We start from the raw sequence: 12,655 nt of genomic DNA on the forward strand, positions 1-12,655 counted from the left end.
ACTGAAATGTCATGAAATAAACCGAGAGGAGGGAATCATGTTTCACGAAGACCGATGCGATTTCTGCGGAGACTGCCTGGCACGGTGTCATTACCTGCCCTTCGACAAAGAGACGGGGGCGGCGGCGTTCCGCAAGTTCGTGGAAGAGGGGCAGGCCGACTGGCTCTACGACTGCGTCACCTGCATCGCCTGCAACGAGTACTGTCCGAGAGACGCACGCCCCTTCGACCTGATCCTGCAGAAAATGGAGGAGGCGGGGAACTTTACCGACCCCGCCCTCAAGGCCCAGATGGCCGACCGCTTCAAGGCGGAAGGAACTCCCAAGGCCGTCGCTCCGGCCGAACGGGTCATGTCCCTGTGCGTCATGGAGGGCAGCATGCCCTGGGCCCTCCACGGAAGGCTGTTCGAGGGTCTTCCGCTCCTGAAGGGTCGCCATTACTTCTGCAACGTCCTCTTCGCCCACATGGGGGACGAGTCGATCATGCGGGACCGCCTCCAGGGCCTCGTCGACAACCTGGCCCTGTCGGGAGCGAAGGAGATCGTCTTCGTCCATGACGACTGCTATGCCGTCCTGAAAGGCATGGCACCCGAGTTCGGCGTCACCCTTCCCTTCCGCCCCGTGTCCATCTTCGAGTACCTGCGGGACTACCTGAATGAGCACAAGTCCGACATCAGGCCCCTGAACATGAAGATCGCCTACCAGCGGCCCTGCGCCTCCCGGTACACCCCGGAGAAGGACCCCTTCCTGGACGAGATTCTCGACCTGATCGGCGTGGAGCGGGTCAAACGGGAGTACGACGGTGTCAACGCCATCTGCTGCGGCGTCGAGCTGGCGGGGCCGAACCTGAAGCTCTTTCCCCGGGGGAAGAACTTCGAGCCCTTCCGGGAGAAGAACATCGCCGACGCGAAGGAGCACGGCGCCGAGGCCATGCTGTATCTATGTCCCATGTGCTACAGGACCCTGAGCAAAAAGGCCAAGGGCGCGGGCCTCGCCAACTACATGATCAGCGACCTGTGCCGGCTCGCCCTGGGCGAAACCCTGCCGGAGGACAAGCCCGCCTGAGACGGGCCTTGCTGCGGCCGGTCACCCTTTACAGTGAATCCCCGAAGAGGGATGTGGATATAAACCGCATGATTCCGGAAAGGAGGTTCCCATGGCGAAAGAGATGAAAGTGGGCTGTGCCCGGCCCACGGGGGGCCCCGTGGGCGAGGCCGTGATCGAGGCAACCGGAGGAGAAACCGCGCAACCGCAGCAGAAGGAGGTGAGGCAGATGGTGACGGTCGGCAAAAAGGCCCCGGATTTTACGGCGCCGGCGTATCAAAAGGGCAAGTTCATCGAGGTGAAACTGTCGGAGTACCTCGGAAAGTGGGTCGTCCTCTGCTTCTACCCGGGTGATTTCACGTTCGTATGAGCCACGGAGATCTCGGCGGTCGCCGAGAAATACCCCGAATTCAAAAAGCTGGGCGTGGAGATCCTGTCCATGAGCGTCGACAGCGTCTTCGTCCACAAGATGTGGAATGACCATGAGCTCTCCAAGATGGTCAAGGGCGGCGTCCCCTTCCCCATGCTCTCCGACGGCGGCGGCAAGGTGGGGAGCGTATACGGCGTCTATCTGGAGGACGCGGGGGTGGAGGCCCGGGGCCGGTTCATCATCGACCCCGACGGGATCATTCAGGGCTTCGAGGTCCTGACGCCGCCGGTGGGCCGGAACGTCCTCGAGTCCATCCGCCAGATCCAGGCGTTCCAGGTCGTCCGGAAATCGAAGGGGACCGAGGCAACGCCCTCGGGCTGGAAACCCGGCAAGATGACCCTGAAGCCGGGGCCAGACCTGGTCGGAAGGGTCTGGGAAGTCTGGAAAACGAAGATGGCCTTCGACTGAGGCCTCCCGAAACGATCGGCACCGGTTCTCCCCGGTCCGGCCGGTCCGGGGAGAACGCCATCCGGTCCTTTGCCACGAACGGAACCGGCACCCGATCATCCGGACCGGCCGGCCGGAGACGCGGAGGCGGTTTCTCCGGGCCGACCCGTCACCGGAGCTGCAGAAACGATTTCATGAGGGCAACGGGATGGAGGAATTCCATCCATCCCTGCGAATCCAATAAGAAGCAGAAAGGAGATGTACCTGATGCAGTCCGTCCCCATCAACGAAGTGGACCGGGTGGAAATCCTCACCCTCCAGGACAACTACATTGAAATCACCGCCATGGACAACAGCGCAGTGGTGAACCGCGCCACGGCCCTCAAGGACATGGAGTTCAAGAGCTCCATCCTGGCGGAGCATGGTTTCTCCGCCGTGGTAAAGACCACGACGGGAGACCGGACCCGGACGCTCCTGTTCGACTTCGGCTTCTCCGAAATCGGCGCGGCCCACAACGCCCGCGTCCTGGGGGTCGACCTGTCCCAGGTGGAGGCCATCGCCCTCTCCCACGGGCACTCGGACCACACGGGGGGGTTCATCGACATGATGGCCATGATCGGGAAGAAGGGACTCGAACTGACGGTCCACCCGTCTGTCTTCAAGAAGCCCCGCTACCTGAAGATCGCACCGGAATTCAAGATTCACTTCCCGAAATTCGACCGTGAAACCGTCGAGAAGGCGGGGCTGAAGGTCGTGGAGTCGAAGGAACCGCGGCCCCTGTTGGACGGGGACGTGCTGTTCCTCGGGGAGGTCCCCCGGCGGACGGATTTCGAGAAGGGGTTCCCCATCGCCTTCTGCCAGGAGGGGGGCGAGGAGAAGTGGGACGCCATCGAGGACGACACTTCCGTCGTCATGAACCTGAAGGGCAAAGGTCTGGTGATCCTCTCCGGCTGCGCCCATTCGGGGATCGTCAACACGGCCCTCTATGCCCGGGAGGTGACGGGCGTGGAGCAGGTCCATGTCGTCATGGGGGGATTCCACCTGAGCGGCCCCCTCTTCGAATCCATCATCGGCCGGACCACGGAAGAGCTGAAGAAGATCAACCCCGCCTACGTCATCCCCACCCACTGCACGGGCCGGAAGGCCATCATGGAGATGGAAAAGGAGATGAAGGATGCCTTCATCCTGAACATGTCGGGAACGAAGCTCACCTTCGCGGCGTGACGGAAGGACGTCTCTCTCAAGGAAGAAAGCCACGAGATGCGGCCCGGCGGATTGCTCCGCCGGGCCGCCGGGCGACAGATGAAGCCGCAGGGACGTCATGTCCTTCCCGGCTGAGCAGCAGGAGAAGCGGACCGGAGTACACGACCGTCCTGGCAGCGGTGGTCTTCGTGGCCTGACTTTCAGCAACGAGGGATGCAGAGGAACAGGGCTTGTCGTATCGTCCGCGGAGTTTCCGGCGTCCCAACCTCCAATATCGGCGGCTGGAGAGCCATGGCAGGGCGGCCTCACGACACGGATTGCGAGGTCGCCAGAGCATACGCCGAAAGAACCTACAAACGGCTTACCGGCGAGGACCCGGCTGTCACGGGAGCATATGAAAGGACCGACCACACGGAAGAGACCCTGGACGCCATCGAGGCCTTCCGGTTCAAGGTCCTGACGCAGCTGCCCGGACGAGGCGGAAACGATTGCAGCATGTGCATGGTCTGCGAGGAAGGGTGCCCCTCGGGAGCCATGAATGTCGAAGTCGGCGAGGCGGACCGGGGGAAGTGCATTGCCTGTCTGGGTTGCGTCCGGAACTGCCCGGAAAACGCCCTGAAGATAAACGACATGTCCCCGGGGTGGGCGGGGAAGCGTGGCCCGGTTCGGGTTCGACCTGAACCGCGCCCTGGGTGATATCGACAGGGTGATCTGGGCAAACGGGTCCCGGGCAGGGACAGGGGTCGGATTTGTTTCCGCAAATAAATCCGACCCCTTTTTTTAAATGGGAACGTTGCAGTCAATCTTTTGAAGCTCCTGTCACTCCTTCCGGCTGATCCGGCAGGGCAGGCTCTTGAGGTTCGGCGTGCCGTATTCCTTCCCCAGCTTCACAACGGAAGTGAGCATGTTGAAATTGGCCGACTTCCAGTCGTACTGGGCAGCCGGGTCCGCCTCGGGGAACCACCAGCCGTGGGCGGCACAGACCACCCCCGGCATCAGGGCGTCCGTCAGGCGGGCCGACTGTTCCACCCGCCCGTACTTCGTCTCGATGACCACCGGATCGCCGTCGGCCAGGCCATAGAGGGCCGCCGTCTCCGGGTGGATCTCCACGAGGGGCCGGGGCTCCCTCTTCCGTATCTTTTCCACCCACCGGTAGGAGGAGTGAAGGTAATTCCCGCTCTTGGCGCTTGTCAGGACCAGGGGATAATCGGAATCGTCCTCTTCCGGCAGGCCCTTCCACTCCGGCAGGGCCGACAGGCGGAATTTCTCCGCCACGCTCAACTTCAGCTCCACCTTCCCCGTGGGGGTCCTGAAGCCCTTTTCCTTCCAGGAGCCGAAGCGGTCCGCACCCTTCAGGCAGCCCTTCTCCACAAACTGGGCATAGGTCAGTCCGGCGGGCTTCACCACGTCCTCCAGAAACTGCTCGAAGTCGTCATGCCAGAGCGAGGGATCGCTTACCCGCCTGCCCAACTCGTTCATGATTTTCATGTCGGGCCAGCACTCATCCGGCGGCTCCACGATCTTCGGCCGCGCCAGGATATAGCCATGGCCGATTCCGTAGTGCCCGATGTCGTTGATCTCGAAGGTGGTGGCCGCCGGCAGGACCACGTCCGCCATGGCCGCCGTGGGCGTCATGAAGACATCCGCCACGGCGACGAAATCAAGCTTTCGGAAGGCCTCATGGGTGAGGCGGCTGTCGGCGTAGGACAGCATGGGGTTGGAGCACATGCCGTAGAATCCCTTCACAGGGTAGGGAACTCCCTCCAGGACGGCCTTCCGGAAGTAGGCGGGGGCGATGGTCATGAGCCGCGGGATCACCCGGTGGTGGGCGCTGATCATTTCCTTGCGCTTGTCCGGGATGAGGTCCGCCCGAACGAAGGGGCCGAGGCCCATGATCCGGGGGTCATGGGCCTCCACGTTGCCGCCGGGGACATCCAGGTTTCCCGTGACGGCCATGAGGCAGATGAGAGCCCGGGTGGCGTCGAAGGTGTGGACCGTGTGCTCCAGCGGGTTCCCCCACTGGAGCACCGCCGGCTTGGCGGCGGCGTAGGACCGGGCGGCCTCGCGGATGAGTCCCGCCTCGACGCGGGTTATGGCGGAGACTGCCTCGGGGGTGTATTTTTTCACGTGCTCGGCCAGATCGGCGAATCCCTCTGTCCACTGCTCCACGAATGCCTTGTCGTAGAGGCACTCTCCAATGATGACGTTCAGGAACCCCAGGGCCAGGGCCGGGTCCGTCCCGGGCCGGATCGGGAGCCAGAACTTTGCCTTCTTCGCCAGATCGATGCGGCGAGGGTCGATGACGATCAGCTCCGTACCCTCCTTGACCTGATCCAGAAGCAGTTTGCAGATCTCCCCCTCCTCGTTCGTGGACGTGATGTTGCTGCCCCAGAGGACCGCCAGGGCGCTTTTGTGATGAAAATCAGCCACGGGATAGAAGCCGCAGGTGTGGAGCCCTGTGATCTCCCGGGGGGCGTGGCAGACATCCTGGGAAGCGATGACGTTGGGGGATCCGAAGAGGTTGGCGAGGCGGATCAGGACGAAGTGCTCCAGTCCCTTGGGCATACCGACTCCGAATGCGACTGCCTTGGGACCATGCTCATCCCGGATCTTCCGGAGGCCACCGGCAACCGTCTCCAGGGCCTCATCCCAGGAGATGCGCTCCCACCTTCCCTCTCCTCGGTCTCCCTTTCGTTTCAAAGGATACCTCAGCCGGTCCGGGTGGGTCAGCCGGTCCGGCGAGGCCACCCCCTTGGGGCAGATGTATCCCCGGCTCAAAAAGCCCTCCGGGTCCCCCTTGACCTGGACGATCCGGTTATTCTTCACGCCCACGAGCAGCGCACAGCCGCCGTGGTCCATCCTCGAGCAGTGGGTCTTCACCCAGCGGACACCCTCCTCCATGACTCCTCCTTCTTCGCATTTATTGAATGGTGACACGATACAGGCTCATGCTAAAAATAACATACTGCATGATCAAAAAAAACCGCAATACCAATCGGCTGCCCGCGCGTACCGACGCCCGGAATCGAAAGACTCCAAACATACCCAAAGGGAAACAGGGTTTTCCCATGAGATGGCATGAGCGAATCCTCCCGTGGCAGATGTCATGAGAAGGAAAGACAACGATTCATTCTTTCGTGCATCGGCCCCCTGCCCCTGTTTCCTTGTATCCGCACTCCCTGATTTACTGCCGGGGTTCCCCGGATCTTCCAAATCCGCGCCGGGGCCCGGTGAATCCGATCCGCCTGGACTTTGCCCGAAGCTGTCGGGGGCGGCGCACAGGTCCCCGGCAGGACTTCATCTTCGGCATTCCCGAAAACCTTCGTTTCTGGCGCAGACGCGAGTTTTCAGAAGCTGAACTTGAACTCGGTGACCACTTCCGGCAGGAACGCCTTGATTGTATGGGTCCTGACATTGCCCGTGGCACCGAGCCCCAGGATGAAATCGATCGCGACTTCATCGCTCGGCGCCTCACAAACGGCCAGGTAATCCCATTCCCCCATGGTCATATAAATGCCCTTCACCACACCTCCTTTCTTTTCAAAGGCTTTCTTTGCCTCGTCAATCAACTGGGTCGAATCCTTCACGGTGCGAATCCCCTGGTCCGTGAGAGTCATGAGAATGATGTAGAGTTGCATCTGTTTTCCCCCCTTTCGTATGCGGATGGGGTGTGCGCCGCCTCTTTTTTCTTCCGGCCTGCGGCGGAAGCCGACAGCCCGTTTCACATGCGGAAAGCTCATACAACTGTTTCTTCCGCACATTTGTGCAGGGTTGAAGGGGATGGTAACCGGTGAATGAAAAACTCTTTGGATACAGAATCGAGTCAAAGGGACGTATCCGTTTGTGTCTCCCTGACGCATCCCCTAATGGGGATGCGTCAGGGAGACAGGCATTTCTTCAGGCCTGGAACCGGCATCTCAATCCTGCCAAGCCCTGAATGCCCTTGCGCCCAAGGGCATCGAGCAGAACGGCGGATGCGTGTTCGCCGGTGCAGTGGCAGGGGATCACCCGGTCCGGATCCAGCGACAGGAGCGCAGACACGGTCCAATCGAGACGTTCGCGGCCGGCGTTAAGCAGATGAAAGCCGCCGATGACGGCCCGGATTCTCATCCCGCCGTTCAGCCGCTGTATGTAATGCAGCGTGTTCAAGAGCCCGGCGTGGCAACAGCCGACACAGACGACCAGTCCCCCGTCCGTCCGGATCCAGAGGGCAAGATCGTCATCGATCGAGTCCGCGAACCGCCCCTCGGGATCGAGATAAAAGGGTCCTCCCGTGTCCTCGAAAGGGTGCTCGCGAGGGATTTCCCCGGTCAGGCCGACGTTCTCCGACAAGGAAACGGGCTGCCTCACCCAGTGGACGCGGTTCACAGGCAACCCTTCAAGGGACGTCACGGATTGCCTCGGCATGTGGATCGGCCTTGCCGCGCCGCTCCGGACGCCGTAACGGGGCGACGCGACTCCCGGATGACAGTAGGCCTCGACTTGACCCGCCGCCTGGAGGACCCGGGGAATTCCTCCCGTATGATCATAGTGCCCGTGGCTCAGGACAAGGGTGTCGGTTCCGGCCAGGTCGATACCGAGGGTCGATGCGTTGGGAACCAGGGCTCCCCCTTGCCCCGTGTCAAAGAGGAAGCGCCGGCCCGCTGTTTCGATCCAGAGGGAAAGGCCGTGTTCCGCCGTCAAACCGGGGATCGTTCTGTTGTCGACAAGGATGGTAATGGAAACGGATTGGCTCATGATCGCCGGTCCCTGACATTTCCGCCCCGGAGAAACGGGCTTGCCCGGCGGACCGATTCCCGCCCGCCGGTCATTCGATGGTCGCTTCCCAGACACTCCGCACATCTTCGACACACGGAGCATCGATTTCCACGACGGCCCTTTCCTCGATCTGGGCCCGGGTCACGGAGCGGTCGTAACGGATTCGGCCGGCGATCCTTGCTCCCATCCCCAACGCCCTTTTCTCGATGCGTTCCGTCATTCCAGGGTTCAGGTCCCACTTGTTCACACAAACGGCCGCCTGAATCCGGAAATGCTTTGTCAGCGAGAGAACCCGTTCGAGATCGTGCTCCCCGGAAACGGTCGGTTCCGTCACGGCCAGCACCTGCGTCGATCCGGTCAGGGATGCGATCACGGGGCAGCCGATTCCCGGCGGGCCGTCCACCAGGATCAGGTTTCGGCTCTCCTCCTCCGCGATGCGCCGGGCCTCCCGGCGAACCGTGGAGACGAGCTTCCCCGAGTTTTCCGCTGCGATGTCCAGTCGGGCGTGAACCATCGGACCGCAGCGGGTTTCCGAGATCATCCACTCTCCGCAGAGACGCTCCGGGAAATCGATGGCCTCCGCCGGGCAGAAGCGAACGCAGACCCCGCACCCCTCACAGGAAACCGGGTCGATGGTAAACACGGAACAGCCCGATGGTTCCTCGGTCCTCTTCACGGCCTCGAAACGGCAAACGTCCAGGCACAGGCCACAGTCGATGCAGTCCTCCGGACGGATGACCGCCTCATGACCGCTGCGGAAGGCATGCCGCTCTTTTACCCGCGGCGAGAGGACCAGGTGCAGATCCGCGGCATCCACATCGCAATCCGCAATGACCGGCCGGTCCGCCAGCACGGCGAACGACGCGGCCAGACTTGTCTTCCCCGTCCCTCCCTTGCCGCTGATAATGACGATTTCCTTCATTCTCCCGTCCTTTCCGGGCCTCCGTTCCAACGCTCCGGCAACGGGCGGAATCGAACCCGCCGCACCGGTGCATGTGCCGTTCCTCCATCCTGCTTCGCCGGAGAGGCTTCTCCCGTGAGGAAACCTCCCGTGGCGCTCTTCCTTCAGGAATCCGTCGCCCGGTAAACGTTTTTCGCGCCCGAGACAACCCATCGTATGCTTCCGGCCGCAATCAGCCTGTTCAGCCGCTTGATCGCGTCGGCCACATGAATGCCGAGACCGGTCGCCACCTCCCCGGAGGTACAGGGCCGCCTCCGGAGCAGGGCAAGGATATCCGAGTCTTCGACCGGGACAGGCGATGCGTCGTTCCCGTTTCCCGCCGTGCGATCGCAGAGGACATCGACCGGCTCCGGGAAGAGTCCCCTAAGGGCCTGCATCTGCCCGTCTGAAAGCGGAAAAGCGAACTCGTCAGCAGGTGGCCGGCTGACGGTGTTCAGCTGAATCCTGGCCGGTCCGATGCGCGCGGCGAGATCTGCGATTTTCCGCACCTCGGCCGGCATGCCCGTCACCCCGGCCAACAGGAGGATCTCGAGCCACGTTTCCCCCGGGAAGCGCCGGACGAATTCGGCCATGCCATCCATCACCCGTTCGAACGAAAGCTCTTCATGCGGCCGGTTGACGGTCTGAAACAGGCGATCATCTCCGGCATCCAGCGAGGGAATCACAAGCTCCGCCTGCATCAGGTCGTCCTGCACGTCCTTCATCCACAGCAGGGAGCCGTTGGTCAGGACCGCCACGGGCACATCCGTCCGCTCCCGGATCCGTGCGATGACGCGACCGATGCCGGAGTGCAGCGTGGGCTCCCCGGAACCGGCAAGGGTGATGCAATCCGGGACATCCCCTCCTGCCAGTTTCCTCTCCAGTTCCGCCAGGACCGCATCGACAGGCACGTACGCATCCCTTACCAGGGTCCGGTTCGTCGTCCGTCCCAGCTGGCAGTAGACGCAGTCATACGTACAGGTCTTGAAGGGAACGAGATCGACCCCCAGGGAGCGGCCCAGCCGTCGCGAAGGGACAGGACCATACACGTACTGAAAGGCGCCCAAGCTCATCTTCCTCCCGAACATGGCGAATCGTCACATCGCTCGCCCCTCCCGCAACAGGTCCTGCCTGTCCGGGCCAGGGAACAGTCCTCCCCGTGCCGCGCCGCCCGCGACGAACCGGCCCCCTTCATGATGAAGCCTCCCCCGCCGCTGATGAGCCGTCTCACACTGCCGCGACACTCCGGGCATTCCATGAGGGGCGCCTCGCTGATCCCCTGTTTCCGCTCGAACCGGACACCGCACCGGTCACACTCGTATTCGTACGTCGGCATGACTCAACCCCTCTTGTTCATTTTCCCTTGCATGATTTTCTCAACAAGCCCGTGGAAAAGATTTCCGTATTCCGGAAGCGCCTCCACGATGAGTTCTCCCCGGGAATACGCCTCGGCGATGCGTCGGTCGTCCGGGATTTCCAGGAGAACCGGGATGCCTTCCTCCCGGCAGTAGGCATGGACCCGGTCATCGCCGACTCCGACCCGGTTGATCACGACCCCGAAGGGGATCCCGAGTTCCCGCACCGTCTCCACGGCAAGCTTCAAGTCGTGGAGGCCGAAGGGCGTCGGCTCCGTGACCAGAACGACGAAGTCGACGTCCCGGAGCGTGGCGATCACGGGGCACGACGTCCCGGGGGGCGCGTCCAGGATCGCGGGGGTGCCGTCCCGGAGGCGGGCCTTCACCGCCCGGATGAGGGGGGGCGCCATGGCCACACCGACATCGAGGCGCCCCTGGATCAGGGTGATGTTCCCCGTTCGGATCGCCTCGATCACCCCGATGCGCCGGTCGACTTCCCGGATCGCCTTCGGAGGACACACCATCGTGCATCCTCCGCAGCCGTGGCACATCTCGGGAAAGACGAGGGGAAGGGTCCCGAAGGAAACGATGGCATGGTACTCGCAGAAGGATCCGCAATCGCCGCAGCCGTCGCAGAGGGATTCGTCCACCTGCGGTACCGGGATGCTGACGGTATCCGCCGCGTTGACACGACCAGGCAGGAACAGATGGGCGTTCGGCTCCTCCACGTCACAATCCAGAAGCAGCACCTCGGAGCCGAGGACTCTGGCCGCATTCACCGCCACCGTCGTCTTGCCGGTGCCGCCTTTCCCGGATGCAATGGCCAGAATCATTCCGCCTCCCCCCATGTCTTCCCGACAGGGAATTCATGGCAAGAACTCCCACCGACCCTTGGCTGGAACCCTGAACGGCCTTCGCCGGAGCCGCTTCTCACGACCAGTGTCCCTCGACGTTGGCGGCATCCGCTTCGGTCAGGCCTCCCGCACGGTAGAGCTCCAGGGCCTCCTGAATCGTCGGGGCGCCGGTGTTGAAAATCCGGATCCCGGCGGAGGAAAGCACGCGAAAGGCCTTGGGCCCGCAGTTTCCGGTCACAACGGCTTTCGCGCCCGAACGCGCCACGGTTTCCGCCGACTGGATGCCCGCTCCCTGAGCCGAATCCATGGTCTTCCGGTTATCGATCACCGTGAAGGTTTTCGTTTCCAGGTCATAAATGAGGAACCTCGGGGCCCGACCAAAACGGGCGTCCAGCGGCGCGCTGAGATTTTCTCCCGACGTTGAAAATGCAATCTTCACAAATGGACCTCCTTCCATGTTGGACGGCAATGCCGCCGGTCGCACTGAATGATTGCGACGCTACCTGCCCGGAAAGGCCTCCGGCGGCCGTAATCAGGCCTCCGTCCCGGTCTCCATCTCGTTGAGACGCTTTCGAATCAGATTGAGTTCCGATTCCAGGACATCCGCCTGAGTCCGGAGAGTCCGCCTTTCCGTTTCCGGATCTGGATTCGGGTAGGAAGCCGGCTGGCCGTAAGGCGCCGCATAGGCACCAAACCGCATCCATCCGAAAAACCTGTTTCTCCAACCTCGTCCACCGCCGAAACCCCGTCCGCGACCGAGGCCCATCCCAAACCCGCCGCCCCTTCCGGGCATCGCGCTCGTGAACCCCGGAACGCCGAAGCCCGCGCAGAAGCCGGCAGCGCGACCGCTCATCGCACCCAGTCCCCTGGGTCCCGTTCCATCTCCTCTTGGCATGTTCATATCCTCCTTCCGTCTTGATTTTCCTTTATTCTCTCGCCATTTTGGTACCGCATTCCGGGCACTGCCGCATGAAGCAGGGCACACCCCGCTGATGGGGCTCCCGGTGTCCGCACTGGGGACAGACACACTCACCCGTCGGTCCCGCCATCTTCCGGCCTCCCATGCGGCCCAGTCCCTGACCGGCGCCGCCCTGGCCGCGCCCGCCGCCCTGACCTCTTCCTCCGCCTCTCCCGTTCATGATGAAATCCTCCCAATTTGTGCCATTCATTTGCCTGAACCGGCCCCGCCCCCTCCCGGAGCAGCCCGGCATGGCAAAGGCGTCACCCTTCAGGCCGCCCTGGATCCATGCCTGGACGACTTCCCGCAGGTCCCCCGCCACGAAGGGGATCACCCGGATGCCATAGGCAATGACCATCCCGTGGAGGGAACGAGAAATCGCGCCGCACACCAGCGTGCCGATTCCCAGCTCCGCGAGGCGCAACGCCTTCTGAACCGGAAGATCCCCGGGAAGGACCATCTGTTCTTCCCCGATGATCCGCCCCAAGTCGACCCGGACGAGCAGGACCTGCCGGGCGCTGTCGAAGACCGGCGCAATTCTATTGTTCCAGCAGGCAAACGCTGCCTTCATGCAGAGCCCCCGTCACTCTTTTGATCTTGAAAGTTGCATTCTCCATGCCAGATCATCCGGGCGGAGGAGATCATGCTTATCTATTTGTATTATTATATTGTTTTACGATTATTGGGTCCGGAGGGAAGAATTGGACGGTATCTTTACCGCTACCGAA

General features: G+C 62.4%; 15 protein-coding genes. 5 read left to right on the forward strand and 10 right to left on the reverse strand.

Annotated elements, in window-relative coordinates:
* The first annotated feature begins 37 nt into the window (after positions 1-37).
* From HPY65_11955 to HPY65_11975, 5 genes are all read left to right on the forward strand, one after another.
* Entirely contained in the window at positions 38-1,063 is a 1,026-nt protein-coding gene (locus tag HPY65_11955) for a (Fe-S)-binding protein (protein ID NPU85186.1), read from the forward strand.
* A 91-nt stretch (positions 1,064-1,154) separates the two neighbouring features.
* Entirely contained in the window at positions 1,155-1,412 is a 258-nt protein-coding gene (locus HPY65_11960; protein NPU85187.1) for a redoxin domain-containing protein, read from the forward strand.
* Positions 1,413-1,421: 9 nt separating this feature from the next.
* Positions 1,422-1,880, forward strand: a complete 459-nt coding sequence (locus HPY65_11965; protein NPU85188.1) for a redoxin domain-containing protein — start codon at positions 1,422-1,424, stop codon at positions 1,878-1,880.
* Positions 1,881-2,126: 246 nt separating this feature from the next.
* On the forward strand, positions 2,127-3,083 hold the full coding sequence (locus HPY65_11970; protein ID NPU85189.1) for an MBL fold metallo-hydrolase: 957 nt from the start codon (positions 2,127-2,129) through the stop codon (positions 3,081-3,083).
* Between the two features lie 270 nt (positions 3,084-3,353).
* The gene (locus tag HPY65_11975; protein NPU85190.1) at positions 3,354-3,758 is read left to right on the forward strand and encodes a 4Fe-4S binding protein; all 405 of its coding nucleotides are present in this window, start codon (positions 3,354-3,356) and stop codon (positions 3,756-3,758) included.
* Positions 3,759-3,881: 123 nt separating this feature from the next.
* On the opposite strand, the gene HPY65_11980 is transcribed toward HPY65_11975, so the two are convergent.
* From HPY65_11980 to HPY65_12025, 10 genes are all read right to left on the reverse strand, one after another.
* A complete protein-coding gene (locus tag HPY65_11980) occupies positions 3,882-5,963 on the reverse strand; it encodes a molybdopterin-dependent oxidoreductase (protein ID NPU85191.1) in 2,082 nt (693 codons plus the stop codon).
* A 446-nt stretch (positions 5,964-6,409) separates the two neighbouring features.
* Positions 6,410-6,700: a GYD domain-containing protein gene (locus tag HPY65_11985; protein NPU85192.1), complete on the reverse strand. Its 291-nt coding sequence runs from the start codon at positions 6,698-6,700 to the stop codon at positions 6,410-6,412.
* Positions 6,701-6,959: 259 nt separating this feature from the next.
* The gene (locus HPY65_11990) at positions 6,960-7,799 is read right to left on the reverse strand and encodes an MBL fold metallo-hydrolase (GenBank protein ID NPU85193.1); all 840 of its coding nucleotides are present in this window, start codon (positions 7,797-7,799) and stop codon (positions 6,960-6,962) included.
* Between the two features lie 70 nt (positions 7,800-7,869).
* A complete protein-coding gene (locus HPY65_11995) occupies positions 7,870-8,742 on the reverse strand; it encodes a 4Fe-4S dicluster domain-containing protein (protein NPU85194.1) in 873 nt (290 codons plus the stop codon).
* Positions 8,743-8,885: 143 nt separating this feature from the next.
* The gene (locus HPY65_12000) at positions 8,886-9,833 is read right to left on the reverse strand and encodes a radical SAM protein (protein ID NPU85195.1); all 948 of its coding nucleotides are present in this window, start codon (positions 9,831-9,833) and stop codon (positions 8,886-8,888) included.
* Complete coding sequence (locus tag HPY65_12005) at positions 9,830-10,096, reverse strand: zinc ribbon domain-containing protein (protein NPU85196.1); 267 nt, start codon at positions 10,094-10,096, stop codon at positions 9,830-9,832. The genes HPY65_12000 and HPY65_12005 overlap by 4 nt, the downstream gene beginning before the upstream one ends.
* 3 nt (positions 10,097-10,099) lie before the next feature.
* Positions 10,100-10,948 carry a P-loop NTPase gene (locus HPY65_12010; protein NPU85197.1) on the reverse strand — a complete coding sequence of 283 codons (849 nt, stop codon included), beginning with the start codon at positions 10,946-10,948 and terminating at the stop codon, positions 10,100-10,102.
* 97 nt (positions 10,949-11,045) lie between these two features.
* Positions 11,046-11,408 (reverse strand): dinitrogenase iron-molybdenum cofactor biosynthesis protein, encoded by a 363-nt coding sequence (locus HPY65_12015; GenBank protein ID NPU85198.1) that lies wholly within the window; start codon positions 11,406-11,408, stop codon positions 11,046-11,048.
* A 93-nt stretch (positions 11,409-11,501) separates the two neighbouring features.
* Complete coding sequence (locus HPY65_12020) at positions 11,502-11,864, reverse strand: DUF5320 domain-containing protein (protein NPU85199.1); 363 nt, start codon at positions 11,862-11,864, stop codon at positions 11,502-11,504.
* A gap of 31 nt (positions 11,865-11,895) precedes the next feature.
* Positions 11,896-12,498: a hypothetical protein gene (locus tag HPY65_12025; GenBank protein ID NPU85200.1), complete on the reverse strand. Its 603-nt coding sequence runs from the start codon at positions 12,496-12,498 to the stop codon at positions 11,896-11,898.
* Positions 12,499-12,655 lie beyond the last annotated feature (157 nt).

The organism is Syntrophaceae bacterium (assembly GCA_013177825.1).
Classification (GTDB): Bacteria; Desulfobacterota; Syntrophia; order Syntrophales; family PHBD01; genus PHBD01.